Source organism: Pseudomonas moorei (genome assembly GCF_008801475.1).
In the GTDB taxonomy this organism is placed as follows: Bacteria; Pseudomonadota; Gammaproteobacteria; order Pseudomonadales; family Pseudomonadaceae; genus Aquipseudomonas; species Aquipseudomonas moorei.
Genome location: NZ_VZPP01000006.1, coordinates 26,356 through 52,804, shown reverse-complemented (window position 1 = coordinate 52,804; position 26,449 = coordinate 26,356). Strand labels below are relative to the sequence as shown.

Genomic DNA, 26,449 nt, shown 5'->3' with positions numbered 1-26,449 from the left:
TGATTCCTCAGTGGTCAGCGAACTGCATTTCCGGAACATGGTCCGGCACGATCAGTTTACCGGCGGTTTTGGCAACGATCTCTTCGACGCTGACGCCTGGAGCGCGTTCCTTGAGGACAAAAGCGCCATTTTCGATTTCCAGGTAGGCCAGGTCGGTCAGCACGCGCTTGATGCAACCGGCGCCGGTCAGCGGCAGGCTGCATTGGGACAACAGCTTGGACTCACCGTCCTTGGACGCGTGGGTCATGATGACGATGATGTTTTCCGCACCGGCCACCAGGTCCATGGCGCCGCCCATGCCCTTGACCAGTTTGCCGGGAATCATCCACGAGGCGATGTTGCCGTGTACGTCGACTTCGAAGGCGCCCAGCACCGTCAGGTCGACATGGCCACCGCGGATCATCGCGAAGGACTCGGCCGAGGAAAAGATCGAAGCGCCGATGCGGGCGGTCACGGTTTGTTTGCCGGCGTTGATCATGTCGGCATCGATGGTTTCTTCAGTGGGAAAAGGACCCATGCCGAGCAGGCCGTTTTCCGACTGCAGCATGACTTCCATGCCTTCGGGGATGTAGTTGGCGACCAGGGTCGGAATGCCGATGCCCAGGTTTACGTAGAAGCCGTCCTGCATTTCGCGGGCGACGCGTTGAGCCATTTGTTCGCGGGAAAGTGCCATTGTTGTTATTCCTTCATTCGGTCCGGGGGCAGGGGATCACTTACGCACGGTGCGCTGTTCGATGCGCTTCTCGAACGTGCCGCAAATGATCCGGTCGACGTAGATGCCAGGGGTGTGGATCTGCGACGGCTCCAGCTCGCCGGGCTCGACGATTTCCTCGACTTCGACCACGGTGATCTTGCCGGCGGTGGCGGCCAACGGGTTGAAGTTCTGGGCGGTGTGGCGGTAGATCACGTTGCCGAAATGGTCGGCTTTCCAGCCTTTGACAATGGCGAAGTCACCGGTGATGGATTCTTCCATCAAGTACTTGCGGCCATGGAATTCGCGCACTTCCTTGCCTTCGGCAACCGGAGTGCCGACACCCGTGGCGGTGAAGAACGCGGGGATGCCGGCGCCACCTGCGCGCATTTTTTCGGCGAGGGTGCCCTGCGGGGTCAGGATGACTTCGATTTCGCCCTTGAGCAGTTGTTCTTCGAACAGCTTGTTTTCGCCGACGTAGGAGGCCACGACTTTGCTGATCTGGCGGTCGGTCAGCAATACGCCGAGCCCGAAGCCGTCGACGCCGCAGTTGTTGGAGACGACGGTGAGGTCGCGTGTGCCCTTGCGCTTGATCTCGGCGATCAGGTTTTCCGGGATCCCGCACAGGCCGAAGCCGCCGGCGATCACGGTCATGCCGTCTTCAAGACCTGCCAGAGCTTCCTCGTAGGAACTCACGCGCTTGTCGAAACCTGCCATATGCACCTCTTTTATTCTTTGTGGGCGGCTGGCTAGCCGTATGGAATGGAGTGTCTCGCTGCAAGATTGATTTGTTAAGTTGTTTTTTTGGCTGGATTAATTGATTAATGTCATTAAAGAGTCATCCTGTACGCGCTGGCTTGCCAGCGAAGACGGCAGGCCAATCGACGACGATGTCGTCTGGCAAATCGCTTTCGCTGGCAAACCGGCTCATGCAGAACCCTCGGCTGTTGATTTTATCCTGCGGCTTGAAATTTGCCGCATGCAAACGGAGCGAAGCGACCTATGACCGTCAAGCAGATCCGCGCCTTCCTGGCGGTGGCCCAAAGCCTGAGCTTCGCCGTGGCCTGCGAACGCCTGCACCTGTCACAGTCGGCCTTGAGCCTGACCATCAAGGCGCTGGAGGAGGGCCTGGGCGGGCGCTTGTTCACCCGCAACACGCGCAATGTCGCGCTGACCGCCGAAGGCGAAGCACTGGTGCCGCTGGCCCGTCGATTGATCGCGGACTGGGACAATGTCGAAGATGAATTGCGCCAGCGCTTCACCCTCCAGCGCGGGCGCGTGACCCTGGCGGCGATGCCGTCGTTCGCCGGCAACCTGCTGCCACCGATCCTCAAGACCTTCCGCGCGCGCTACCCGAAAGTCAACGTCACGGTGAACGACGTGATCAACGAGCAGGTGCTGGAAATGGTTCGTGATCGCCAGGTGGAATTGGGGGTGGCGTTTGAGCCGACCCAGAGTTCGTCGCTGCATTTCACGCCGCTGTACGTTGACCGCTTTGTGGCGGTCGTGCCCCATGACTCGCCGCTGGCCATACTCAATGACATCGACTGGCTGACCTTGCTCAAGGAACCGTTCATTACCTTGCAGCGCCCCTCGACGGTGCGGGTGATGCTGGAGGAACACTTGCAGGCGCGGGGCATGAAATTGCCGGTGGAGTTTGAAAGCCATCAGTTGTCGACGGTCGGTCGGATGGTTGCCAGCGGGCTGGGCGTGAGCGCGGTGCCGGCCTTGTGCGCCGGGCAGATGCGCGAACTGGGCGCGCGTTGTATCACCTTGCGCGACCCGGTGGTGGAGCGGGCGCTGGGCGTGCTGACGTTGCCGGGAGGGGAGCTGTCGGCGGCGGCGCAGGCGTTGTTTGATGTGCTTAAAGAAGAAAGCCTGGGTTGGCAGGCAGTCGGACATTGATCACCCTGCTCGCGATGGACGCCAGGACACCGCGGGCATTCAGATAGCCCGCGTCATCGTTGACGTCCATCGCGAGCGGGCTCGCTCCTACGAGGATTGGGTCGCATCAGTGGTGGGTGAGGCGCTGCGCCAATAACGGCAACAGCTGCTCGCAGGACATTTCTATCTTCAAATCCAGCAGGTCATCGGCCCGGGTCTTGCCCAGGTTGATCGCCAGCAATGGCTTGCCCTGATCCACCACCGTGCGGCACAGGCGAAATGCCGAATAGGCCATCAACGACGAACCGACGACCAATAGCCCGGCCGCCTTCTCCACCGCAGCCATCGCTTTGGCAGCGGTTTCCTGTGCAACGTTTTCGCCAAAGAACACCACGTCCGGTTTCATCCGTTCACCGGCGCAGTACGGGCAACGCGGCACTTGAAAGCGGGCTTCGAAGGCGGCATCCAGCAAGGTGTCGCCGTCCGGCGCCTGCACTGCGTCAACGCCGGCCAGATAGGGGTTTTGCGCTTCCATCAGTTGCTGGATCGAATCCCGTTCGCTGCGTTTCGCGCAGTCCAGGCACAGCACCCGGTGCAGGCTGCCGTGCAGTTCGATCACGTCATGGCTGCCGGCCTGATCGTGCAGGGTGTCGACGTTCTGGGTGATCAGGCCGCTGATCTGCCGGGTACTCTGCAAGCGGGCCAGGGTGTCGTGAGCCACGTTCGGCCGCGCCTGGCGCACCCTTGGCCAGCCGAGCATCGCCCGCGCCCAATAACGTCGGCGGGACTCGGGTGCCGAGAGAAATTCCTGATACATCATCGGCTGCCGGCCACGGCGTACGCCCTGATTGTCGCGATAGTCCGGGATACCCGACGGGGTGCTGATCCCGGCACCGGTCAGGACCACGAACGGTTCGTCGGCCATAAGCTGTTGGAGACGGTCGAGTTGTTCGTGGATAAGGCTGTCGAACATGTCGGGAAACCTATAGGAGCGAGCTTGCTCGCGATGGTGTGTCAGTCGACATCAATGTATCTGATACACCATCGCGAGCAAGCGGGCTCCTACCAAAGGCAGCCGGGTTTACTTGCGTGCTTCAAGAATCAGGTTGAACGGCGTTTGCGTCGCCCGGCGGAAACTGGAGAACCCGGCTTCGGTGAACACCTTGCGCAACCGGGCTTCGCCCGCCTGGGCACCGAGGCCGAGGCCGACTTCCTGGGACAGCGAGTTCGGCGTGCAGATGAAAGTCGAGGCGGCATAGAACAAACGTCCGACCGGGTTGATGTTTTCATCGAGCGTGTCGTTGGCGAATGGCTCGACCAACAGCACCGTGCCGTCCGATTTCAGCGACTCGTAGGCGTGTCTGGCCGCGCCGACCGGGTCGCCCATGTCATGCAGGCAATCGAAATAGCAGACCAGGTCATAGTCGTTGCCAGGGTAGCTCTTTGCCGTGCCCTGGAAGAATCGCGCCCGTCCGGCCACGCCACCTTCTTCGGCACGCTGGGTGGCGACGGCGACAGACGGCGCATGGTAGTCGAACCCGACAAATCGCGACTCGGGAAAGGCCTGGGCCATGATCACGGTGGAGGCGCCATGCCCGCAGCCGATGTCCGCCACTTTCGCGCCGGCTTCCAGCTTGGCCACCACGCCTTCAAGGGCCGGCAGCCATTCGGCGATCAGATGGGCCTTGTAGCCTGGGCGGAAGAACCGCTCCGTGCCGCTGAACATGCACGGGTGGTGATCGCCCCAGGGCAGGGCGCCGTCGCCGCGCATGGCGTTGACCAGTTTGTCCTTGTCATGGAAAAACGACGCGACCACCCCGATACCACCGGCGATGTAGACCGGCGAGTCCTCGATGGCCAGCGCCAGGGCTTGCTCTTCGGGCAAGCGGAACTGGCCGTCGGTGTGTTCCATATAGCCGGAGGCGGCGTGGGCGCTGAGCCATTCGCGCACCAGGCGTGGGTTGCAGCCGGTCTTGCCGGCGAGTGTTTCAGGGGTGACTGGCTGACTGTCGGCCATGGCCCGGTACAGCCCGAGTTCTTCGCCGAGAATGACGTTGGCGAGCATCGCCGCGCCGCCCATGTCATTCACCAGTTTGCCCATGAAGTCATTGAGTCTGGCCTCGTCCATCACGTGTGCTCCTTCAGAAAGGATCACGGTCCAGAGGCCGGGTGTGTAGGACTCGCGCCACTGGGCGGTGGTCGTGGGGGATGAACAGGACGATTTGCATGTCCTGAGTGAAATAAGTTTAGTTCGCGGGTCGAAAGCCGCCTTTGCTGGCGACGAAGCTACCTGTGGGAGCGGGCTTGCCCGCGAAAGCGCAGTGTCAGGCAACAGATGGGCCAGATCTGCCGGCCTCATCGCGGGCAAGCCGAATGGTCGCACCGCCGCTCCCAGAGACATTTTGGCCAGCACTGCCTGCGCATGTATCCCACTGTATCTAACGGCCTTCCCGATACAGTCCCCCTCAATTCAGGGCCACCGCCGAACACAGAGCAGATACAAATCTGCGCTGAACTGTGCAGGCCGTTTTGGCGCCCTGAACCGTGGCGGCCAAGACCCTTTCCTTGGCCGTCGCAACCGGCGGCCGTTCGCTCCTGACACTGTTCCGCGCCTGATGCGGTCAAGGGGACCCCAATGACAACGCTTGTGTCGCAAGCCAATCTCAACGCCACGCCGGTCGATCGCCTGCGGGTCGATCACTACACCCATGGCATCATCGGCCCCAGCCAGCCGATGCTGGGGCCTTTGGCCGACGGCGGCACCCTGATCACCGGAACGCCGCCGGGTTGCTGGGGGCCGATGATCACCCCGGCCTTTGAAGGCGGCCATGAAGTCACGCAACCGGTGGCCATCGCCGGTGCGCAAGTCGGCGATGCGGTCGCCATCAAGATCAAGAGCATGCGCGTGACCTCGCTGGCGACTTCGTCCGGGGTCATGACCTTTGTTGAGGGTCGTTACAACGGCGATCCGTTCGTCTCCAAGTTCTGCGCCAAGTGCGGCACCGAACATCCGGCCAGCCATGTCGACGGCATCGGCGAAGACTCGATTCGCTGTAACCACTGCGGCGCCGAAGTCAGCGCGTTTCGCTTCAGCCATGGCTATGTGATCGTGTTCGATGCGCAGAATCAGGTCAGCCTGACGGTCAACCAGGACATCGCCAATCAACTGGCCGGCCAGGCGTCCGAAATGTCAGCGCTGCCGGAATTCGCTGCGCAGCATTCGATCCTGTCCCTGGCCCGTGCCGACATGCCTGGCGTCGCCGCGCACATGCGACCGTTCCTCGGCAACATCGGCACTATGCCGTCCCGCGATTTGCCTGATTCCCACAACTGCGCCGATTTCGGCCAATACCTGATCAACGCACCGCACCGTTTCGGCATGACCCGTGAAGAACTGCATGCGGCCAAGACCGACGGGCACATGGACACCAATTCGATCCGCGAGGGCTGCGTATTGATCTGTCCGGTGAAAGTCCCCGGGGCCGGGGTGTACATGGGCGACATGCACGCCCAGCAGGGCAACGGCGAAATCGCCGGGCATGCCACCGATTGCTCCGGGGAAACCGAAGTGGTGGTCGAGGTGGTGAAAAACCTGACGCTGGACGGGCCGATCCTCCTGCAGAACCTCGATGACTTGCCGCCGATGGCGCGGCCAATGAACGCCGAACAACGGGCGAAGGTCCGTGAGCTGGGCGCCCGTTGGGGCCAGCACGAGATCGAGCAGAGCGGCCCGGTCACCTTTATCGGCAGCGGCGAAAATCTCAACCTGGCGGTAGAGAATGGCTTGACGCGTGCCGCACAGGTCACCGGCCTGCCGTATGACGAAGTGCTCAACCGCGCCACCCTCACCGGTTCGATCGACATCAGCCGCCTGCCGGGCACGGTGCGCGTGACGTTCCTGTGCCCGATGGAGGTGCTCGATCGCATCGGCATCGGTCATCTGGTGCGTGAGAAGTACGACCTGGCTTGAGCCTGACCGGCGGGTTTGTACCGAAGTGTGTACAGACCCGCTGGCGATACAAGCACTGCCGTTTTCCGTCGGTACGCAACACAGACCCGATACATCGATTCGATTAACTGTGATTGCGTACCGACAACCCCAGGAATCGACACTATGCAAACCCCCATCATTTCAGCGAAGGCCAGCGCCGGGCTCGGCTTGCGTCGCGGTCTGCTCAACGACCTCCAGGCTGCCCCGGTCGGCCAGTTCGACTTTCTCGAAGTCGCACCGGAAAACTGGATCGGCATCGGCGGCGCCCATGGCGCAGCGCTGCGAGCCCTGGCCGAGCGCTATCCGCTGTCCTGCCACGGGTTGTCGTTGTCCCTGGGCGGGCCGTCGCCGCTGGACGTCGGCTTTCTGCAAGAAGTGCGAGTCTTCCTCGATCATTACAACGTGCCGCTGTACAGCGAGCACCTGAGTTACTGCAGCGATGACGGTCATCTGTACGACCTGTTGCCCTTGCCGTTTACCGAAGAGGCGGTGCACCACGTCGCCGCGCGCATTCGTCAGGCCCAGGACATTCTTGGCCGGCGCCTGGCGGTGGAAAACGTTTCCTATTACGCCGCGCCACAGCAGGACATGGACGAGGTGACCTTCACCAACGCCGTGTTGCACGAGGCCGATTGCGACCTGTTGCTGGACGTCAATAACGTGTACGTCAACTCGATCAACCACGGTTTTGATCCACACACCTTTCTCGCCGGTATCGATTCGAACCGGGTGGTGGCCATGCACATCGCCGGGCATTTCGATGAGTCCGACACCTTGAAAATCGACACCCACGGTGCGTCGGTCAAACCGGCGGTGTGGTCGTTGCTGGCCGAGGCCTATGCCCGGTTCGGCGCCCAGCCGACATTGCTGGAGCGGGATTTCAATTTTCCGGCGTTCAGCGAACTGGTCGCCGAGTTGCAGACCATTCGCCGTTTGCAGGCCAGGGAGGTGAGCCGTGGCTAATCGCTCGTTGCACGAACAACAAAGCAGCATGGGCCGTTATCTGCGCGACCCGGAGCACTGCGCGCCACCCGCGGAAATGGACCCGGCGCGGGCACGGGTTTACCGCGACCTGGTGTTCGCCAACCTGTCGTCATTGATCAGCGGCACCTTCCCGGTACTGGTGCAAATCCTCGGTGATGAACAGTGGCGTGCGCTGGTGCGGATTTTTCTGCGCGACTACCGTGCCCACACGCCGAAATTCGGTGAAATCGCCGAGGAATTTGTCGAGTTCCTGGCGTCTGCACCGCTGGCGTTGGCCGAAGGTTCCTGGCCGCCGTTCATGGTCGAGCTGGCGCACTACGAATGGGTGGAAATGGCGCTGCAGCAATCCGTGGCCGAGCCGTTGCCAGCGGGCGATGTCGAGCCGTTGCCGAGTCGCCCGTTGCGCGTCTCGCCACTGGCCTGGCCGTTGGCTTATGCCTGGCCGGTGCACTTGCTGGGGCCGGATTATCAGCCGGACACCGCGCCCGCTCAGCCGACATTGCTGTTGGTGCGGCGGGCCGAAGACTGGCAGGTGAAATTCTCAGAACTGAGCCCCTTGGCGTGGCGCTTGTTGCAGCGCATTGACGAATTTCCGGAGCTGGACGGCCGTGCGCAATTGCAGGGGCTGGCGCTGGAGGCGGGTGGGTCCGGGTCGTCGACCTTCTTCGATGACGGCCTGGCGTTGATCCGTCAGCTGCATGGGGAAGGGGTGGTGGGCGTGAGGCTGTAGGGTCCCGTCGTTTAGCAGGCGGGCGCGCTTGCCTGCCAGGGCGCTTCAGTTGAAGCAACGCACCGTCGCGATCACCAGCGCAATCAGTTGGCCTGCCGGTGTCCACGCCACCTGGACGATCAGCAGGAGGATGAACGCCAAAAATGCCCTGAGCAGAAAGGCATGGGTCATTTTGATGCAGGACACTTTGCGATTGGCCCCGGCGTGGTTGTACCTGACGGCGATAAGCAGCTTCTTGACCAGTTCGGGCTTGGGGGTGGCCGCGCTCCACAGGCTGGCCAGGTCCGTTGCATCGACACGGCTGGAGGTTGAAACCCTGAGCGTTTCGAAGGCCCATATCCCGGCCCTGAACAGGTACAACGTGGCCAAAAAGAAGATGGCCAGCGAACAGACGCTGAAGCTGATCGTTGATTTGTCGCTCCAGATGCTCGGCAGCAGAGAAGCCAGCACCGGTGTAAGCGCCGTCACGGCCGCCAGATAGATACTGGCCTTGCTGTCTGCCGTTTTCCGGCGGTCCGATTCGGCGTCATCGAGGCGCCGTGCCTCCTCCAGGGCGGCATCGGTGTCGACAGCCCAGCGGGCGATATTGATTTTGGCGATGTCCTGCTTATGCCGGGCGTCCTGCAGCTTGAGCTCTTGCGAAGTGAGCGGCTCCATTGCAGGCCAGATCAGTTCTATCAAGTCCATGGGCGACCCATGCCTTGAAGCTCGTCCACAATGGCACTGGTGATCGGCGCGCCGGTCATGTTTTCCAGCCAGGCCCACTGGCCATTGGGGTTGATTTCCAGAAACCAGAATCGATCATCCTGATCACAGATCAAATCAATCGCCCCAAAGCGTAAACCCAAGGATTGGGTCAGCTCGATGCACTGCTGTTGCAGGCGTTCCGGTAGCTGGATGAGTTCATGCTTGAGGTCGGCATGGGAGCCGCGGCGCCAATCCACCGTCGTCTCGGCATGCGCCTGGGACCCGATCGCAACGGCAAATACCCGCTGTCCAACCACGGTCACACGTACGTCGTACTGCTTGGCGATCTCTTGTTGGACGATGATCGGCGCCAGGGCCAGGGCGGGGGCATCCGCCGCACAGAGACCATCAAGGCGAGTGGTGAACATCACGCTCTCGCGCTCGCCCGTCAGCAGGGATTCTCTAAGGGGCTTGGCAATGGCGTTGAAGTGCTCGGTGATCTGTTGCGCCGTTTGCAGGTCGTTGGTGATACGAGCCGCCGGCACGTCAAACCCGAGGCGATGGGCAAGCAGCAACTGTCGCGGCTTGTCCTCCGCCAGGACAATTTGAGTCGGCGAGTTCAGCCAGCGCCCCTCAAGGCGGGTATACAGGCTTTTCAGCAAGCTGGCCCACTCCGACTCCGCGTAGCGGCGTGCGGCATCGTCGATGATGTTTTCGCAAATCCGAGGCTTGCCCGGCCGCCTGAAGTAAGCGCCCGAAACCTGCGAGCCGCAGACCGTCCTGCCATCGAGTGTCAGCGTCCAGTCGTCGAGGATGCGATCCGAAAAGCTGCACGCCATGGAGGGCAGCAGTTCGGTGTTGAGCCGGAAAAAATCGATGCCCCGCCGCCTTGATTCGAGCACGACAAAGTCCGTCGTAATGTCCCGTTGATTGGTCACTAAAAGCAGCATCAGCGTGGCACGTCCGGCGCCGAGACATCGACGCATTCAGGGTCCAGCGTCGAGTCTGTAGTGTCATCCTTCTCCGCGACCGCGTTGGTCTTGGTGATCAACTCAAGCAGATAATCCAGCGAGGGATCGTCTTGCTCAGGCGCAGCAAGGGTTTTGGTGAGCAGTTCGAGCGGGTATTGGCTGACCGCTTCCATCATGACGAACGGCGTGTCGTCGTCTTCTTCCACTCGAGCGTGTGTCTTGGTCAGAATTTCGGGAATTTGCCGGCATTCGACGAGGGGCACGGCGCCTTGTGCATGGTCGACCACCCACACATCCAGTTGCCTGGAGTAATGACCGGGAATACGGGCTTCACCGGTACGTAACGTCGCATGGGCGACCAGTAGGGGCGTGGCGTCAGCGGGCGAGTTCGACCTGGGCATGATACGTAGCTCCCTCAGCCTTGGATGCAGCACCGTTGAGTGTTGACGGCCATCCGGCTGAAGCCGGGGGCGTACGCGCCCTGGGCCGGACATCTTCAAGGATAGTCGAGAGTGCGGAGTTTTTCGGGGCGATGCTGTCACTTTGCCTCAGGTGTTTCAGCGATGAAACACTTGTAAGTCGTTGAAATTTTTTTGCTCGATCCCCGAAATAAACCTCAAGCCTGGCCGATACAAAGAGCAGGCGCATACAAACCCACGACAACAATAGCGCCCCGCTGAAAGGGCCTGCGCCTGTCTGCCATTCAGTGATCACGCAAGGATGCTCGTAGCCACCATCACCCGAGAGTCATCCTATGTCATTGCGTAATCTGAGTATCGCGCCTCGAGCTTTCCTGGGTTTTGCCTTCATTGCCCTGCTGGTCATCGTGCTGGGGGTGTTTGCGGTGAATCGCATGAGCATCATCCGCCAGGCTTCCCTGGACATGGAAACCAATCAACTGCCCAGCGTCGGTTATCTCGGCAACATGACGGAAAACGTGCTGCGCATGCGCATCCTGTCGTTCCGCGTATTGGTCAACCGTGATCCGGCGGCGTTGCAGGAAGCACAGACGCGTATCGGTGTGCTGGTGGACAAGGTGCGCAGCGCTCAGGCCAGCTATGCCGCGTTGCCATTCCAGCCCGAAGAGGCGCAGCTGTACAAGTCGTTCACCGCCACCCTGGACAGCTACATGCGCGACCAGGAGCAGATGCTGGAGTTGTCGCGGCAAAACAAGCTCGATGAAATGCGCGCGCTGATCAATACACGGATCAAGGACGGTACCGATCAGATGGGCGAGCAGCTCAACAAGTTGGTGGCACTCAACACCGGCTATGCCAAAACCGCCTCGGCCGAAGCGGGCGACAACTACAGCAGCGCCATTCTCGGCATTGTGGTCGCCGCCGTGATAGCCGCGCTGATGACCATTCTGTTGGCCTGGCTGCTGACCCGCAGCATCGTCACGCCGCTGAACCGTGCATTGCAGGCAGCGCAGACCATTGCTGACGGCAATCTGAGCAAAACCATCGAGGCCGATGGCCAGGACGAGCCGGGGCGGTTGCTCGGTGCCTTGGCGAACATGCAGGCCAATCTGCGCAAAACCATCGAACAGATCGCCGGTTCCGCCACGCAGTTGGGGGCTGCCGCCGAAGAGCTCAGCGCCGTGACGCAAGACGCTTCCCGCGGGCTGCAGCAACAGAACAACGAAATCGAACAGGCGGCGACGGCCGTCAACGAAATGACCGCCGCCGTGGAAGAAGTGGCGCGCAATGCGGTATCGACCTCCGAAGCGTCGAACCAGTCGACCCAGGCCGCCCGCGAAGGTCGCAACCGTGTGGTGGAGACCGTCGACGCGATCCAGACCATGACCCACGACGTGCACACCACCTCGCTGATGATCGAAGGCCTCGCCGCTCAGGGACGCGACATCGGCAAGGTGCTGGATGTGATCCGCGCCATCGCCGAGCAAACCAACCTGTTGGCACTGAATGCCGCGATCGAAGCCGCCCGTGCCGGTGAAGCCGGACGCGGTTTTGCCGTGGTTGCGGACGAGGTGCGGGCGCTGGCCCATCGCACGGCGCAATCGACCCAGGAAATCGAGAAAATGGTCGCCGGCATCCAGAACGGTACCGGTGAAGCCGTGGCGTCGATGCAGCAAAGCAATCAACGTACCCAAAGCACCCTGGAAATGGCGCGTGCCGCCGGTGTCGCACTGGAACAGATCACGCAGTCGATCCATTTGATCAACGAGCGCAACCTGGTCATTGCCAGCGCGTCCGAAGAGCAGGCCCAGGTCTCGCGCGAAGTCGACCGCAACCTGGTGAACATTCGCGATCTCGCCACCCAGTCCGCCGCAGGAGCCGACCAGACCAGCGCCGCCTCCCATGAACTGTCACGCCTGGCGGTGAATCTGAATGCGCTGGTGTCGCGGTTCGTCATTTAACGCTGAGCCTATGGCCGGGGTTGCGGATTGATCCCAAACCCCGGTCTTTCAAGCCGAGCGAGCCGGCAACTTCAGCTGCGCACACAAGCCTCCGCCCTCACGGTTACTCAACGTCAGCGATCCCCCGATCGCCAACGCCAGTTGCTTTGCAATCGCCAGCCCCAGGCCGGTGCCGCCCGTACTGCGGTTGCGTGAATTTTCCACGCGGTAGAACGGCTCCATGACCTGGGCCAGTTGCTCTTCGGCGATGCCGGGGCCACGGTCCATGACTTTCACCGACACGCTGCCGTCGGACTGCTTTTCCACCAGCAACTCTGCCGAGCCTGCGAATTTGAGGGCGTTGTCCGTGAGGTTGACCAGCACCCGGCGCAACGCATGGGGGCGGGTGTCGATGACAGTGGTGCTCTTGCCGTTGAGCTGAACCTGCTTGCCCATGTCCTGATAGTCGAAGACCAGGCTGTCGAGAAACGAGTCCAGGTCGGTGCGGCGACTTTCTTCGGTGGAGCCATGGATGCTGCGCGCGTAGGCCACGCCTTCGCGCACCAGGTGTTCCATCTCGCCGAGGTCGTTCCAGAGTTTGTCTTTTTCGGCGGAATCGTCCATGAATTCGGCGCGCAGTTTCATCCGGGTGATCGGCGTTTGCAGATCATGGGAGATCGCCGCCAACAGTTGCATGCGCTCCTTCAGGTAGGCGGCAATGCGCGCCTGCATGGCGTTGAAGGCTTTGGCCGCGTGCGCCACTTCAGTCGGGCCTTTTTCGTCGAGCAGCACTGGATGGGCGTTGGGGTCGAGGGTGTCGACGGCTTCGGCGAGGCGGCTCAGGGGGCGAATGGCGATCCGCACGGCCAGCCAGGTGCAGGCCAGCATCAGCGCCAGTTGTCCAAGCAGCACGAAGGGCAGCCAGGGCGACAGCGGCACCATCGCAGGCCGCACATCGATGGTCAGCGGGCTGCCGTCCGAGAGTTTCAGGTGCACTTGAAAGTGTTTTTTCGGCCCAGGAATGTCGGTGAAGGTCATCGGGTAATCCTTGCCAATGGCGTCCTTGATCGAGGCCATCGCAATCGGCGCCTCCGGCATGTCCATGTCCATGGGCGTGCCTTTCTCGCCGTCACTGAGCAGATAGCCGTAGTTGGCCCGTTGCAATTGTTGCAGCCAGCTGGCGCGCTCATTGGCCGGCAAGCGGTCGAGGATGGCGATGGAGGTCGAGACGTCGGTTTCCAGGTTGCCGAGCATGGTGTTTTTCGAGCTTTCATAGCGCTCGTAGTACTGCGCACCGAATGACAGGGCCTGGGCGAGTATCAGGCCGATCAGGAAAATCAGCGACAGCCGTGAAGCCAGGGTGCGAGGCCAGCGCATCGAGAGACTCATGAGGGCGCACCGACGATTTCCACCGGCAGGGAAAACACGTAGCCCTCGCTGCGCACGGTCTTGATGTAGGCCGGTTCGCGGGCATCGTCCAGCAGGCGCTGGCGCAGGCGGCTCACCAGCAGGTCGATGGAGCGATCGAACAGGTCGGCATCGCGGCCCTGGGTCAGGTTCAGCAACTGGTCGCGGTTGAGCACCCGCTGCGGATGGTCGAGGAACACTCGCAGCAGGCGATATTCCGCGCCACTGAGCGCGACCAGGGTGCCGTCGCCGTCCAGCAGGTGGCGGGCCGAGGTGTCCAGGCGCCAGCGCCCGAAGGCCAGCAGGCGACTGGTTTCGGTGACCACCAGGTTCGGCGGCAGCATCCGTGTGCGGCGCAGCACGGCGTTGATCCGCGCCAGCAGTTCACGGGCGGCGAACGGCTTGACCAGGTAATCGTCGGCACCCATTTCCAGGCCGATGATGCGATCGGTTTCATCGTTGCGGGCGGTAAGCATCAAGACCGGAGTGGCCTTGTGTTTGCCGGAGCGCAGCTCGCGGCAGAGCATCAGGCCGTCGTCACCGGGCATCATGATGTCCAGCACGATCAGGTCTACCGGGGTGGATTCGAGGAAGCTGCGCATTTGTCGACCATCGGCCACGACCGTGGTGCGCAGGCCGTTCTTCTTGAGGTAGTTGCCGACCAGTTCGCGGATCTCGCGGTCATCGTCAACGATGAGAATGTGATCGACGTGTTCCATGGGGACTTGCCTCTGTCAGTGGGGGGTGTCGCACAGTCTATCGAGCCCTGGTCTGCTCGCCCTTGGCCCTTTGTATTGCAGTGTATCTGGCCAGTCGGTGGATACACACAGACGCAAAAAAGCGAATTTTCAGGGGTTTTGTATCCCTGTGTATCCCGGCCCGGCTTTGATACTTGCCGATTTACCCGCGCTTTTTCCCGACACATACGGGATACCTCGGGGGCTTCTAATAGGTCCCAACGAGGCACACCCAACCGCCTCTAGCCACCCAACGACCTGTCCGTTGAAACCTTGAGGAAAACGCCATGAACACCAAAGCTGTCTACGCCGCTTGCCTGTTTGCCGCTCTGAATATCTGCACTTTGTCGGCCCGCGCCGAAGCCGATGTCAGCGCTAAAACCTACACCTACGGCACGCAACTGGACATCAAGAAAGTGGTGTCGTCGAAACAGGACGCCACGCCGTCCTGCGGGATTGTGAATGCCCAACTGACCTACCTGGACTCCCAGAGCAAAACCCGGGTCCTGGACTACCGCAAGTTTTCTGACAGCTGCAACTCGGACAACTGAGTCCTGCGATCAGCCATTACCCATCCGCCATCCCCTTTGAATACAGGAAGAACACCATGAAACATCTCAGCCGCTACTTGACCGCCATTGCCTTTTCCGTCGCCGGCGCCGCTGCCCACGCCAACACCGCTGTGGAACAAAGCGCGTGCGGCAGCAGCACTTGCTTTCAACTGACACCCGTGGCGCAGAAGGGCGGCAAGGCCTTTCTTGCCGAGGACGGCTATAGCCGCACGCCGCAGGGACGAGTCGTTGCCGAAAACGGCTATAGCCACACGCCCCAAGGTAAGCAGCAGGATAGCCAGACAGTTTGATGAATAACACGATCCCCTGTAGGCGCTGGCAAGCCAGCGCCTGCAGGGGGACGTCTGTGCACCGCCCCCCTCATTTTCAAGGTGATCCCATGTTACTCATCGCTTTCCTGGGCGGCCTGTTGACCGTGCTCAGCCCCTGCATCCTGCCGGTCGTGCCGTTCCTGTTCGCCGGTGCCCATCGATCGCGCTCGTCGATCATCCTGACCCTGGCTGGCATGGTGCTGACCTTCGCCCTGATTTCCAGCCTGGCGGTGGTCAGCAGTGAATGGGTGATCAAGGCCAGCAGCACCGGCCGCCAAGTGGCGCTGATCGTGATGGTGCTGTTCGCCCTGTCGCTGATTTCCGCACGGGTCGGCGATTGGCTGGCGCGGCCTTTCGTGCTGCTGGGCAATCGCATCGACCCGGCCAGCCGCAAAATGTCCGGCCCGTTGAGCTCGATCATGATCGGTGTCGCCACCGGCCTGCTGTGGGCACCGTGCGCCGGGCCGATCCTCGGGGTGATCCTCACCAGCGCCATGTTGCAAGGCGCGAATGCCGGGACCAGCCTGTTGCTGGTGGCCTATGGCACGGGCAGTGCGTTGTCCCTCGGCACCTTGATCTTCGCCGGTCGCGGTCTGGTCAATCGCCTGAAACCCTCGATTCCCGTAACCGGTTGGCTGCGTCGAGGCGCCGGAGTGGCGGTGCTGGCCGGTGCCGTGATGATCTCTACCGGCGCCGATGACGTGCTGTTGGCCAATACCTCGTCGGAAGGGGTCAGCAGCGTCGAGAAAGGCTTGCTGGAAACCGTGCCGAAGGTCGTCGACTACCTGGTCAGCAAGGTCACGGCCGAGTCGTCCATGGACAACGCCAAAGGCGCCATGCCGTCGCTGTCCGGGGCGGTGGCATGGATCAACTCGCCCGCGCTGAGCAACGAGTCGCTCAAGGGCAAAGTGGTGCTGGTGGATTTCTGGACCTTCGACTGCATCAACTGCAAGCACACCCTGCCGTACGTGAAGGACTGGGCGAAGAAATACGGGAAGGACGGCCTGGTGGTGATCGGCGTGCACACGCCTGAGTACGGGTTTGAACGCATCATCGACAACGTCAGGGACAAGGTGAAGGAGTACGGCATCACCTACCCGGTAGCGATCGACAACAACTACGCGATCTGGCGCAACTTCGACAACCAGTACTGGCCGGCGCACTACCTGATCGATGCCAAGGGGCAGGTGCGATACACGCACTTTGGTGAGGGCAGCTATGAGACCCAGGAGAAGATGATCCAGCAGTTGTTGGAGGAGTCGAAGGCAACTGCGCCTGCGGCGTAATATCCACAGCTCAATGAGCCGTCCGATTCTCCTGACTTCGCCGCCACGCCGCTGGCGGCGATCCAAATTCACGTCTGAATGCCCGGCTGAACGCCGTATCCGTCTGGTATCCCACCTCTTCGGCGATCCGCAGCAGAGAACTGTTACTGCTGCGCAACAGATTGGCCGCCAGCAACATGCGCCATTGCGTCAGGTACTGCATCGGCGAAATCCCGACCAGTTGCTGGAAGCGTTCGGCGAGTACCGATCGGGATGTGCCGGCGGTGCGTGCCAGCTCTTCCAGGGTCCAGCAGTGACAGGGTTTGCCGTGCAGCGCGTTGAGGGCGGCGCCGACGATGCGGTCGCTCACGCCGGCCAGCCAACCGGTCCGGCCCTTGCCTTGTTCCTGCATGTACAGGCGAAGTACCTCGATGAACAACACCTCGGCCAGTTTCGCCAGCACGCCTTCGCCGCCAGGCCTGGGTGAACGGGCTTCGGCCAGGGCGTAACGCACCGAAGATTCCAGCCAGATACCGGCCGCCGAGCCGCGCACATTGACCCGCACCACGGACGGCAACCCCGTCAGCAGCATCCCCGCCAACCGCGTGTCGCACGCCAGATAGCCGCACACCAGGCGCGTGACCGCGCCGCCCCCGCCATAGCTCAACTGCCGGGGGCGGCGCGCCAGTACCGCGTCCAGACGGGCACCACTCGCAGGCGCAAGGCCGGGTTGCGAGCACATGCGATGGGCATCGCCTTGGGGGAATACCACGACATCGCCGGCCGTCAGCCGCAACGGCGGGTCATTGCCCAGTTCGACGTAGCACTCGCCTTCGGTGATCAAGTGAAAGATCACCACCCGTTCGGCGTTGGGCTCCAGGAAGGGCGCAGCGCTGTCCGCGCTCGGTGACTGGTAGCACCAGGGCGCGGTGAACCGGGCGTTGATGAAAATCGCGCCGACCAGGCGCACGACACGCAGGGTTTGTGACAGGGCATCCATAATGGGTTTTCCCATGCCGATCGTGGGTCAAAAGCTGATTGTGGGCCTGTCGCGGCGAAGCATGAAACCTCCGGACGATCGGACAGTCTTGGCCGACGATCGGGCAGGACGCCGCCGTTGCCCGGCGCGATAGTTGTCACACAGGGCCCGCCGGCCCTGCCATCCAAAACAAGAATGAGAGGTTGCCATGCCTAAGTTCGTCATAGAACGCGAAATTCAAGGTGTTGGGACACTGTCACAAAGGGATTTGAAAGCCGCTTCGCAAAAGTCCTGCCGGACGTTGCGCGACTTGCCGGAGGTGCAGTGGCTGCAGAGCTATGTCACCGGTGACAAGCTCTATTGCGTGTACATCTCGCCGAGCGAAGAGCTGATCAGGGAGCACGCCAGGCAGAGTGGTTTCCCGGCCAATCGAATTTCCGAAGTCACCCAGATCATCGATCCCACCACGGCCGAATAAGCCGGGCTGCGTTCCTGACCGCAACGGAGCGGAATCCATGAGTACACCCATTGATCTTGTTGCCCTGAAAAACCGTCAAATGGCCGCTTGGGCCAGTGGCGACTACGCCGTGATCGGTACCACCCTGCAGATTGTCGGTGAGCAACTGGCCGAAGCCTGTGACCTGCTGTGCGACGAGTTGGTGCTCGACGTGGCGGCCGGTAATGGTAATGCCACGCTGGCGGCGGCGCGTCGCGGCTGCATCGTGCGCTCGACGGACTATGTCGCCGCATTGCTTGAACGCGGTGAAGACCGGGTCAGGGCAGAGCGCCTGAATGACAATGTCGTCTTTCAAGTGGCTGACGCCGAAGCGTTGCCCTTCGAGGACGCCAGTTTTGACGCTGTGCTTTCGACCTTTGGCGTGATGTTTGCGCCAGACCAGCCCAAGGCCGCTGCGGAACTGGCGCGGGTCTGTCGGCCAGGAGGCCGGATTGGTCTCGCCAACTGGACACCGGAAGGCTTCGTCGGCCAGATGTTCAAGACGCTGGGTAAACACCTGCCGCCACCGCCCGGCGCGCTGCCGCCGTCGCAGTGGGGCACCGAAGCCTGGTTGCGCGCGCACTTCGACGAGCGCGACTTCCTGCTTCAGGTGACACGCCGCACGTTCAACTTCCGCTATCGCTCGGCGGTGCATTTCATCGACACCTTCCGCACGTGGTACGGGCCGATGCACAAGGCCTTTGCCGCGCTGCCACCCGAAGGTGCCGAGGCCCTGGAACATGACCTGACCGAACTGATCAACCGGTCGAACCGGGCAGGGGAAAAGTCGCTGGTGGTGCCGGGTGAGTATCTGGAGGTAGTAATCACCAGGCGTTAAGTCGACAACCCATCACCCCCTGTGGGAGTGAGCTTGCTCCCACAGGGTATTTGCACTGATTGTCCGGGGACTAGATGACTTTCGCCCCCCGAGCCACCAGCAACTCGCGCAATACCGAACGATGACAATGGGCTTCGTCCTCGCAGTAACAGCCGACGGCCAGCGAGGTGTGATGGGAGAGGGCGGCCAGCAGATCGAGCAACTGGCTGGGCGCTGGATGGTTCATTTCGGCCTTGAACTTGCGTTTGAAGGCGTGCCAGGCCTTTTCGTCTTCGGCAGCCTTGGCTTCGTGCACCAGTTCCGCGCTCGGAGACAGCAACGGCTGCCAGACATCATAGAAATCCCGGCTGGCGAATTCGGCCTTGGGTACGCCCCGCGGTGGCCGGCGCACGGTACCCAGGCGCAGGCCTTCTTCAGGTTGGCGCGGGGCGCCCAGGCGCACGATATGAATGGGCATGGCGCTACTTGAGCCGCGAGCCGTCGAACCACTCCAGCGCCGTGCGCCACAAGCAGATCCCGAGAAAGTACGCCGACATCAATAGCCAAAGCCCCATGACCATCGGATTGATGACCGGATGGTTGAGCACCAGGGACAAGCTGCACAGTAACCAGATGGCCGTCACGGCGATATTGACCGGCATGAAGCGGCGCACACGGAACGGGTGCAGGAATTTCATGCGGGTCAGGGTCAGCAAGGCGAGGCCAATCACGGTGAGAAAGGTGATCCATGGCGACGGCGCAATGATGTACAGGCACAGGGCAACCACGTTCCAGGCGGCAGGGAAGCCCTGAAAATAGTTGTCCTTGCTTTTCATGTTGACGTTGCAGAAGCAGAACAGCGATGACACCAGGATCAGCGACACGGTCAACAGCAGGGTGTAATCCGGCAGCGGAATGTAGCGGTAGATGAACAGCGCCGGGATGAAGACATACGTCAGGTAGTCGATCACCAGGTCGAGGATCGAGCCGTCGAAACTCGGCAGCACCGACTGCACATTGACCTTGCGCGCCAGGGCACCGTCGAGGCCATCGACGATCAGGGCCACGCCCAGCCACAGCAGGCAACTGGTCGGCTGGTTATCGAGCAGGGCGAGGGTCGCGAGGAAGGCAGTGACTACGCCTGTGGCGGTAAAGCCATGGGCTCCCCAGGCTTTGAGCCTGGCGATGTGTAGAGTCGATATCACGGGGCGTTCTCCAGAAAGTGAAGCAAGCCAGTCATCACCCTCATCTAGCGGGCGGCGGCAAACCGGGGTCGGGTTGCAGGTATCGACCGGGTATCCGGGAATAAGGTTCACCACTCATGAATCTTAGCCGCGCCGTAAAAAAATACAGCGGATAAATCTGCGCTACCCAGTGGCGACGTGTCGGCCAAACGGTGGTGGCGCAATCGGAGGCGAGGACTATCGTTGCCTGACTGGATCACTCTCATCAATGAGGACGCCGTCATGAACACCAGCGATCTGCTCGAACAATTACTGCGGGCCGGCCAGGGCTCGATGTCTCAACAGGGCGCGGGTGGGGCGTCGGCTCAAGGTGGGCTCGGGGATCTCGGCGGATTGCTCGGCGGCCTGCTGGGGGGCGGTGGTGGCGCAGTGAGTGCAGGCGGCGGTGGCCTGGGAGGGCTGGGTGGTTTGCTGGGTGGCCTGCTCGGCGGTGGTTCGCCAATGGGCGGTGCGGCCCCCTCGCGTTCCGGTGGTGGCACTAACTATGCCGCCCTCGCTTCGTTGGGAATGATGGCATTTCAGGCGTATCAAGCCTGGCAACGCAGCCAGGCCGCCGCGCCGCAACAGGCACCCCGCACGGTGGACTTGTTGGCGGGTCCGGAAGTCGAGGCGCACAGTCACGCGATCCTTCGCGCATTGATAGCGGCAGCCAAGGCTGACGGGCGGATCGACGATGCCGAAAAACAGATGATCAGCGCCGAAATCGGCCGTCACACCGATGACCCGCAATTGCAGCAGTGGCTTGATGCCGAAGTTGCCAAACCGCTCAATGCGTCCGAAGTGGCACAGTCGGCCACCGACCCCGGCATGGCGGCGGAAATGTACCTGGCCAGCGTGATGCTGGTCGACGATCAGCAGGACGCCGAGCGCAATTACCTGGACGAACTGGCGGCGGCGCTGAACATCGACCCGGATCTGCAGGTGCATCTGGAACAGCAGGCCAAGGGCGGGGCGGCCTGAAGATCAAGTCGTTTGACGGGGCGCCATCGTCGGAACGCCGCCAGGAGCAAGCCACGCACCCACAGTTCGCTCTTCGGTGTGGCCGTGCCGAAATCCTGCGGGAGCGGGCTTGCTTGCGATGGCGATTATCAAACACCGCAGATTTCAGCGCTTAACCTTGGGTTTCCCGCTCCAGGGATTCTTCAGCCGCTGCAACCTTACCTTTTGTCTTCAGCTCACTGACAATCACCGCCGCGACGATCAATCCCGCCCCCAGCAGCGCAATTGCCGGCAAGCGTTCCCCGGCGATCCGCCCGACAATCCCGGCCCACACCGGCTCACCGGCATAAATCAGCGTGGCACGGGTGGGCGAAACACTCTTCTGCGCCCAGTTCATCGCCACCTGAATCGCCGCACTGGCCATGCCCAGGCCCAAGGCACTGCACAGCAGCAGCCAGGAGAAATCCGGAATCCGTTCCTGGGTCGGCACCACCATCAGGAACGACAACAGGGATGTGACGGCCAGTTGCACCACGGTCACTCGCTTCACATCGACCTGGCCGGCAAAGTTGCTGATCAAGATGATTTCCGCGGCGATGGCTATGGCGCTGATCAAGGTAGCGATTTCACCAGGACTGAAGTGCAACGAAGCTCCGGACGGGCCGGACAGTAGCATCAAGCCGGTAAAGGCCAGCATGATCCCGATGCTCGGCATCAGCCCCGGACGCCGCCCCAGCACCAGCCATTGCAGCAGGGGCACGAAGGGCACGTACAGCGCCGTGATGAACGCCGACTGGCTGCTGGGAATGCTTTGCAAGCCAACCGTCTGTAAGCCATAACCGAGCATGATCGCCACGCCGATGAAGGTGCCGGCCTTTAACTCGAACAGGGTCAGGTCGCGCAGGGTGCGCCAGGAGAAGAGGGCAACGATGCTCGCGGCGGCGGCAAAGCGCAGGCCGACGAAAAACATCGGTCCGCTGGCCGTCATCGCATGCTGAACCAGCAAAAAGGTCCCGCCCCAGACCATGGTGATCAGCACCAGCACGCACTCGGCCTTGCTGAGCCGCAGGAAACGGGAAGGGGCTTGAGGAGCGTTCAGCGACGTCATGATCTTGCGCACTACCTGAAGGGGGACGCACAATGCGCCCGAAGTTGGGCAGTATACTGCGCAACACCACCAAGTGAGCAATATAGTGCACAAAGATTCCACGCCTCGGGCTTCGGTCCTGCAGCACGTCAGCCAGAATATCCGACGCCTGCGCCATGCCGCCGACATGAGCCAGACCGCCCTGGCGGAAAAGTCCGGCGTCAGCCGCCGCATGCTGGTGGCCATCGAAGCCGGCGAAAAGAATGTCAGCCTGACCACCCTCGATCGCGTGGCCGAAGCACTGGACGTGGCCTTCAGCGACCTGATCCAGGCCCCGGACGTCCGCGATCACAGCCGCATCAACGAACTGGCCTGGGCAGGCACGATCCCCGGCAGCAAGGCGGTGTTGCTGGCCAAGGCCAACGCCACCCGCGAAGTCGAACTCTGGGAGTGGCGCCTTGAACCGGGCGAACACTACCCCTCGGAGCCGGATGCCGATGGCTGGAGCGAGCAGTTCTACGTCTTCGAAGGCTGCCTGACCCTGATGGTCGGTGACGTGCCGCATCGCATCAGCGCCGGGGAGTTCTTCATGTTCGCCAGCAACCAGCCGCATTCCTATCGCAACGAGGGGCCGGTGGCGGTGCGTTTTGTGCGCAACGTGGTGATCTGAACTGTTTGCCGATCAACAGCGGATACACATTTTGCTGTTCTCAAATGGTTATATGTTCTCTGTTTTTTATTTAAATCACTGATAAATAAAGACTTAATTTTCAGGCACGACTCCTGCAAAAGCTCTGGTGAATTCACCCAGAACCTGGAGTCGGCCCATGACAGCCTCAGCCCAATCCCCCCGCTCTGCCAATGTGAGCCCCGCCCATGTGATCGGCTCGGACGCCGAGGCGATTGCCGTCGCCCACAGGCTCGCCGCGCGTTTCGCCGTCGAGGCCAGCGTGCGCGATCGCGAGCGGCGTTTGCCGGTCGCCGAACTCGACGAGTTCTCCGCCAGCGGTCTGTGGGGCATCACCGTGCCAAAGGCCTACGGTGGCGCCGGCGTCTCCTACGTGACCGTGGCCGAAGTGATCAAGATCATTTCCGCCGCCGATTCCTCCCTCGGCCAGATCCCGCAAAACCACCTCGGCGTGCTCGACATCCTGCTGCAAACCGCCAGCGAAGAGCAGAAGCATTACTACTTCGGCAAGGTCCTGCAGGGTTACCGTTTCGGCAATGCCTTTTCCGAAGCCAAGAGCAAAAACGCCGGTGCCTTCGAAACCCGGATTCGCTTCAACGACGACAGTGCGCAAATTGACGGCGAGAAGTTCTACTGCACCGGTGCGCTGTTCGCGCACATCGTGCCGGCGGTGGCGGTCAACGAGCAGAATCAGGCGTTCATCGCCTTCATCGAACGTGACAACCCCGGCTTGAGCGTGATCGACAGCTGGGACGGTTTCGGCCAGCGCACCACCGCCAGTGGCGGTGTAACCCTGAACGCGGTGAAGGTCCCGCTCAGCGCGGTGATCCCGGCCCATAAAGCCTTCGACGAACCCACCGCCGACGGCCCGATCTCGCAAATCATCCAGGCTGCCGTCGACACCGGCATCGCCGTCGGCGCCCTGGAAGAAACCAAGCGCTACGCCCGTGAGGCGCGACCCTGGATCGACAGCGGCCAGGATCACGGCTGGCAGGACCCGTTCAGCATCGCCGCGATCGGCGATCTCGAATGGCGCGTGCATGGCACTGAAGCGATCCTGAAAAAAGCCGGCCAGGCCATCGATGCCGCGCTGCTCGACGCCAATGAAGACACCGTGGCCCACGCCTCGGTGGTGGTGGCCCAGGCCAAAGTGCTGTCCGCCGAGATCGCCTTGCTCGCCAGCAGCAAGCTGTTCGAACTGGCCGGGACCCGCTCGGTGCTCGGCAAATACAACCTCGACCGTCACTGGCGCAACGCCCGGACTCACACCCTGCACGACCCGGCGCGCTGGAAATACCACTTGATCGGCAACTACCTGCTCAACGGCGTGAAACCTGCGCGCCACGCCTGGAACTGAGGAGCACAGCATGAACGCCTTGACCCAACCGATTGCTACCGCACACCCCTTGGCCAAAACTCAGCACGACCTGCACAACGCCCGCAGCCTGTTCGATGCGACCCTGGGTTTCGTCCGCCAACACGATCAGCCAACGGACGATCCTTTGCTCATCAGCCGTTTCGGCGATGTGCACATCCGCATCGAAGTCGCCGCCGCGTTGCTGGAACGGGCCGAAGAATTTCTTGCCAGTCACACGGATGCCATTGAAATCAGCATCGCCGTTGCCGAGTCCCACCTGGCCAGCGCCGAGGCCTTGAGCACCGCGAGCAACGCTGAGTTCGAACTCACGGGCTTGCGCACCGCGCTTCCCGGCTCGCTGCACGACCCCCTGCGCTGGAAACTCCAGCTCATCGGCAACTTCCGCCTCAATGGCATTCATCCCCCCAGTTTTCCAACCGCCGCAGAGGGAGTCGTTTGATGGCCCGTGAAATTCGACTCAACGCCTTTGACATGAACTGCGTCGGCCACCAGTCGCCGGGATTGTGGGCACACCCACGGGACCGCTCATGGCAGTACAAGGACCTGGAGTACTGGACCGACCTGGCGAAAATCCTCGAGCGCGGCAAGTTCGATGGTTTGTTCATCGCTGACGTGCTGGGCATCTATGACGTGTACAACGGCAATGGTGATGCGGCGATTCGCCAGGCCGCCCAAGTGCCGGTCAACGATCCGCTGCAACTGATCCCGCCGATGGCGCTGGTGACCGAGCATCTGGGCTTTGGCCTGACCGCGTCGCTGTCGTTCGAGCATCCGTATCCGTTTGCCCGCCGCCTGTCGACCCTCGATCACCTGACCAAGGGGCGCGCGGGCTGGAACATCGTCACGTCGTACCTGGAGAGCGGCGCGAAGAACCTCGGGCAGAAAACCCAGACCGAACACGACGCCCGTTACGACTTCGCCGAGGAGTACCTGGAGGTTTGCTACAAACTGTGGGAAGGCAGCTGGGAAGAGGGCGCCATTCTGCGCGATCGTGCGCGGCGGGTGTTCAGCGATCCGGGCAAGATCCATGAAATCCGGCACGTCGGCAAACACTTCCAGGTACCGGGCATTCACCTCTGCGAGCCTTCACCGCAACGGACGCCGGTGCTGTATCAGGCCGGCGCATCGAGTCGCGGCAAGCAGTTCGCCGCTGAACATGCCGAGTGCGTGTTCGTCGCCGCGCCGTCGAAAGTCCTGTTGAAGAAAACCGTGGCCGATATCCGCCGGCGTGCGGCCGAGGCAGGGCGCGATCCGAAGAAGATCCTGATTTTCAACCTGCAGACGGTGATCCTCGGCGAGACCGACGCCAAGGCCAGGGCCAAGTTCGAAGAGTACAAAAGCTGGGTCAGCTACGAAGGCGCCATGGCCCTGATTTCCGGCTGGACCGGCATCGATTTCAGCAAGTTCAAACCCGACGAACCGCTCAAGCATGTGCACACCAACGCCATTCAATCCGCGGTGGAAGCGTTCTCCACCGCCGACCCGAATAAAGTCTGGACCCCTAACGAACTGGCCGACTGGGTGGGCATCGGCGGCTTTGGCCCGTTGTTCGTCGGCAGCCCGGAAACCGTCGCCGACCTGTTGCAGGAGTGGGTCGAAGAGACCGATGTGGACGGGTTCAACCTGGCCTACGCCCTGACCCACGAAACCTTCATCGATGCCGTGGAATTGCTGGTGCCCGAGCTGCAGAAACGCGGGGTCTACAAGACCGAATACGCCCCCGGCACCTTGCGCGAGAAGCTGTTTGGTGAAGGGCCGCGATTGCCTGATATCCATCCGGGCAGTGGCTATCGCGATCTGGCGGCGTTGCGTCAGCAGGAGAAGAAAGTGGTGTCGGCCTAAAGGCAATCGTGAGCAGGCTCGCGATGAGGCCGTCTACCGCTTCGATGCCGGTTCGATCGTGTTCGAACAGCAACCGTTCGAACTCATCGACCTTTTGAGCGCCGCCCGCCGGGCCCTGATGACGCGTCCTACTTTGGTACTGCTCGATGAACCGTCCATGGGTTTGGCGCCTATTATCGTCCAGGAGATTTTCGAGATCGTCGCCCAGCTCAATCGCGAGGCGCAGGTGAGCTTCCTGATTGCCGAGCAAAATATTAATGTGGCGCTCAAGTACGCTTCACAGGCCTATGTGCTCGACACCGGCCGGGTGGTGTTGTCCGGCAGCGCCGAAACCCTGCGCACGCGGGACGATCTGCACGACTTCTATCTAGGCAAACATTGATCAGCGAG

General features: G+C 61.7%; 27 protein-coding genes and 2 pseudogenes. 16 read left to right on the top strand and 13 right to left on the bottom strand.

Features of this window, described 5'->3' with window-relative positions; genetic code table 11:
* Positions 1-7: 7 nt before the first annotated feature.
* The gene (locus F7R06_RS12540) at positions 8-673 is read right to left on the bottom strand and encodes a CoA transferase subunit B (protein ID WP_090319408.1); all 666 of its coding nucleotides are present in this window, start codon (positions 671-673) and stop codon (positions 8-10) included.
* A gap of 36 nt (positions 674-709) precedes the next feature.
* Positions 710-1,408 carry a CoA transferase subunit A gene (locus tag F7R06_RS12535; protein ID WP_047530551.1) on the bottom strand — a complete coding sequence of 233 codons (699 nt, stop codon included), beginning with the start codon at positions 1,406-1,408 and terminating at the stop codon, positions 710-712.
* A gap of 285 nt (positions 1,409-1,693) precedes the next feature.
* On the opposite strand from F7R06_RS12535, the gene F7R06_RS12530 reads away from it, so the two are divergent.
* On the top strand, positions 1,694-2,596 hold the full coding sequence (locus tag F7R06_RS12530) for a LysR family transcriptional regulator (protein ID WP_090319411.1): 903 nt from the start codon (positions 1,694-1,696) through the stop codon (positions 2,594-2,596).
* Between the two features lie 106 nt (positions 2,597-2,702).
* Here F7R06_RS12530 and F7R06_RS12525 read toward each other — a convergent pair whose 3' ends face one another.
* Both F7R06_RS12525 and F7R06_RS12520 read right to left on the bottom strand, forming a co-directional pair.
* The gene (locus F7R06_RS12525) at positions 2,703-3,548 is read right to left on the bottom strand and encodes an NAD-dependent protein deacetylase (protein WP_090319414.1); all 846 of its coding nucleotides are present in this window, start codon (positions 3,546-3,548) and stop codon (positions 2,703-2,705) included.
* Positions 3,549-3,656: 108 nt separating this feature from the next.
* Positions 3,657-4,703: a class I SAM-dependent methyltransferase gene (locus F7R06_RS12520; RefSeq protein ID WP_090319416.1), complete on the bottom strand. Its 1,047-nt coding sequence runs from the start codon at positions 4,701-4,703 to the stop codon at positions 3,657-3,659.
* A 507-nt stretch (positions 4,704-5,210) separates the two neighbouring features.
* Between F7R06_RS12520 and F7R06_RS12515 the strand changes: the two genes are divergently transcribed.
* From F7R06_RS12515 to F7R06_RS12505, 3 genes are all read left to right on the top strand, one after another.
* A complete protein-coding gene (locus F7R06_RS12515; protein WP_090319419.1) occupies positions 5,211-6,545 on the top strand; it encodes an acetamidase/formamidase family protein in 1,335 nt (444 codons plus the stop codon).
* 144 nt (positions 6,546-6,689) lie between these two features.
* Positions 6,690-7,529 (top strand): HvfB family MNIO-type RiPP peptide maturase, encoded by an 840-nt coding sequence (locus tag F7R06_RS12510; protein ID WP_090319421.1) that lies wholly within the window; start codon positions 6,690-6,692, stop codon positions 7,527-7,529.
* Between the two features lie 28 nt (positions 7,530-7,557).
* The gene (locus F7R06_RS12505; RefSeq protein WP_425415218.1) at positions 7,558-8,280 is read left to right on the top strand and encodes an HvfC family RiPP maturation protein; all 723 of its coding nucleotides are present in this window, start codon (positions 7,558-7,560) and stop codon (positions 8,278-8,280) included.
* Between the two features lie 45 nt (positions 8,281-8,325).
* On the opposite strand, the gene F7R06_RS12500 is transcribed toward F7R06_RS12505, so the two are convergent.
* Genes F7R06_RS12500 through F7R06_RS12490 form a run of 3 tightly spaced genes read right to left on the bottom strand, consistent with a single transcriptional unit; the run spans position 8,326 to position 10,339 of the window.
* The gene (locus tag F7R06_RS12500) at positions 8,326-8,967 is read right to left on the bottom strand and encodes a hypothetical protein (RefSeq protein ID WP_090319427.1); all 642 of its coding nucleotides are present in this window, start codon (positions 8,965-8,967) and stop codon (positions 8,326-8,328) included.
* Positions 8,958-9,953 (bottom strand): MvdC/MvdD family ATP grasp protein, encoded by a 996-nt coding sequence (locus F7R06_RS12495; RefSeq protein WP_342671274.1) that lies wholly within the window; start codon positions 9,951-9,953, stop codon positions 8,958-8,960. Before F7R06_RS12495 ends, F7R06_RS12500 begins: the two co-directional genes overlap by 10 nt.
* Positions 9,917-10,339 carry a hypothetical protein gene (locus F7R06_RS12490; RefSeq protein WP_139204771.1) on the bottom strand — a complete coding sequence of 141 codons (423 nt, stop codon included), beginning with the start codon at positions 10,337-10,339 and terminating at the stop codon, positions 9,917-9,919. Before F7R06_RS12490 ends, F7R06_RS12495 begins: the two co-directional genes overlap by 37 nt.
* A gap of 353 nt (positions 10,340-10,692) precedes the next feature.
* Here F7R06_RS12490 and F7R06_RS12485 point away from each other — a divergent pair, with 353 nt between their 5' ends.
* A complete protein-coding gene (locus F7R06_RS12485; RefSeq protein WP_090319436.1) occupies positions 10,693-12,318 on the top strand; it encodes a methyl-accepting chemotaxis protein in 1,626 nt (541 codons plus the stop codon).
* A gap of 48 nt (positions 12,319-12,366) precedes the next feature.
* Here F7R06_RS12485 and F7R06_RS12480 read toward each other — a convergent pair whose 3' ends face one another.
* A complete protein-coding gene (locus F7R06_RS12480; RefSeq protein WP_090319439.1) occupies positions 12,367-13,686 on the bottom strand; it encodes an ATP-binding protein in 1,320 nt (439 codons plus the stop codon).
* Positions 13,683-14,423 carry a response regulator gene (locus tag F7R06_RS12475; RefSeq protein ID WP_090319442.1) on the bottom strand — a complete coding sequence of 247 codons (741 nt, stop codon included), beginning with the start codon at positions 14,421-14,423 and terminating at the stop codon, positions 13,683-13,685. The genes F7R06_RS12480 and F7R06_RS12475 overlap by 4 nt, the downstream gene beginning before the upstream one ends.
* Positions 14,424-14,728: 305 nt before the next feature.
* On the opposite strand from F7R06_RS12475, the gene F7R06_RS12470 reads away from it, so the two are divergent.
* The 3 genes from F7R06_RS12470 to F7R06_RS12460 all read left to right on the top strand — a co-directional run bounded on the left by F7R06_RS12470 (position 14,729) and on the right by F7R06_RS12460 (position 16,610).
* Positions 14,729-14,992: a DUF2790 domain-containing protein gene (locus F7R06_RS12470; RefSeq protein ID WP_090319445.1), complete on the top strand. Its 264-nt coding sequence runs from the start codon at positions 14,729-14,731 to the stop codon at positions 14,990-14,992.
* A 56-nt stretch (positions 14,993-15,048) separates the two neighbouring features.
* The gene (locus F7R06_RS12465; RefSeq protein ID WP_090319448.1) at positions 15,049-15,303 is read left to right on the top strand and encodes a hypothetical protein; all 255 of its coding nucleotides are present in this window, start codon (positions 15,049-15,051) and stop codon (positions 15,301-15,303) included.
* Between the two features lie 89 nt (positions 15,304-15,392).
* Positions 15,393-16,610: a cytochrome c biogenesis protein DipZ gene (locus F7R06_RS12460; RefSeq protein ID WP_090319451.1), complete on the top strand. Its 1,218-nt coding sequence runs from the start codon at positions 15,393-15,395 to the stop codon at positions 16,608-16,610.
* 10 nt (positions 16,611-16,620) lie between these two features.
* On the opposite strand, the gene F7R06_RS12455 is transcribed toward F7R06_RS12460, so the two are convergent.
* Positions 16,621-17,589: an AraC family transcriptional regulator gene (locus F7R06_RS12455; protein ID WP_090319454.1), complete on the bottom strand. Its 969-nt coding sequence runs from the start codon at positions 17,587-17,589 to the stop codon at positions 16,621-16,623.
* A 187-nt stretch (positions 17,590-17,776) separates the two neighbouring features.
* Here F7R06_RS12455 and F7R06_RS12450 point away from each other — a divergent pair, with 187 nt between their 5' ends.
* Both F7R06_RS12450 and F7R06_RS12445 read left to right on the top strand, forming a co-directional pair.
* Positions 17,777-18,046, top strand: coding sequence for a DUF4242 domain-containing protein (locus tag F7R06_RS12450; RefSeq protein WP_090319457.1), 270 nt, complete (start codon positions 17,777-17,779; stop codon positions 18,044-18,046).
* 37 nt (positions 18,047-18,083) lie between these two features.
* Positions 18,084-18,902, top strand: coding sequence for a class I SAM-dependent methyltransferase (locus F7R06_RS12445; protein WP_090319460.1), 819 nt, complete (start codon positions 18,084-18,086; stop codon positions 18,900-18,902).
* 70 nt (positions 18,903-18,972) lie between these two features.
* On the opposite strand, the gene F7R06_RS12440 is transcribed toward F7R06_RS12445, so the two are convergent.
* The gene (locus F7R06_RS12440; RefSeq protein ID WP_090319464.1) at positions 18,973-19,359 is read right to left on the bottom strand and encodes a DUF488 domain-containing protein; all 387 of its coding nucleotides are present in this window, start codon (positions 19,357-19,359) and stop codon (positions 18,973-18,975) included.
* A gap of 4 nt (positions 19,360-19,363) precedes the next feature.
* Positions 19,364-20,086, bottom strand: a complete 723-nt coding sequence (gene pcsA, locus F7R06_RS12435) for a phosphatidylcholine synthase (RefSeq protein ID WP_090319467.1) — start codon at positions 20,084-20,086, stop codon at positions 19,364-19,366.
* Positions 20,087-20,347: 261 nt separating this feature from the next.
* Here pcsA and F7R06_RS12430 point away from each other — a divergent pair, with 261 nt between their 5' ends.
* Positions 20,348-21,085, top strand: a complete 738-nt coding sequence (locus F7R06_RS12430) for a tellurite resistance TerB family protein (protein ID WP_090319470.1) — start codon at positions 20,348-20,350, stop codon at positions 21,083-21,085.
* A 151-nt stretch (positions 21,086-21,236) separates the two neighbouring features.
* Here the strand turns inward: F7R06_RS12430 and F7R06_RS12425 are convergent.
* A pseudogene (locus F7R06_RS12425) lies at positions 21,237-22,263 on the bottom strand (DMT family transporter).
* On the opposite strand from F7R06_RS12425, the gene F7R06_RS12420 reads away from it, so the two are divergent.
* The 5 genes and pseudogenes from F7R06_RS12420 to F7R06_RS12400 all read left to right on the top strand — a co-directional run.
* Entirely contained in the window at positions 22,258-22,821 is a 564-nt protein-coding gene (locus F7R06_RS12420; protein ID WP_090319475.1) for a helix-turn-helix domain-containing protein, read from the top strand. The pseudogene F7R06_RS12425 and the gene F7R06_RS12420 sit on opposite strands and share 6 nt — an antisense overlap.
* A gap of 157 nt (positions 22,822-22,978) precedes the next feature.
* Positions 22,979-24,196, top strand: coding sequence for an SfnB family sulfur acquisition oxidoreductase (locus F7R06_RS12415; protein ID WP_090319478.1), 1,218 nt, complete (start codon positions 22,979-22,981; stop codon positions 24,194-24,196).
* A gap of 10 nt (positions 24,197-24,206) precedes the next feature.
* Complete coding sequence (locus tag F7R06_RS12410; RefSeq protein WP_090319481.1) at positions 24,207-24,656, top strand: acyl-CoA dehydrogenase; 450 nt, start codon at positions 24,207-24,209, stop codon at positions 24,654-24,656.
* On the top strand, positions 24,656-26,059 hold the full coding sequence (locus F7R06_RS12405; RefSeq protein WP_090319484.1) for an LLM class flavin-dependent oxidoreductase: 1,404 nt from the start codon (positions 24,656-24,658) through the stop codon (positions 26,057-26,059). Before F7R06_RS12410 ends, F7R06_RS12405 begins: the two co-directional genes overlap by 1 nt.
* 100 nt (positions 26,060-26,159) lie before the next feature.
* Positions 26,160-26,441: pseudogene (locus tag F7R06_RS12400) on the top strand (ATP-binding cassette domain-containing protein); the annotation flags it as partial.
* Between the last annotated feature and the right edge of the window lie 8 nt (positions 26,442-26,449).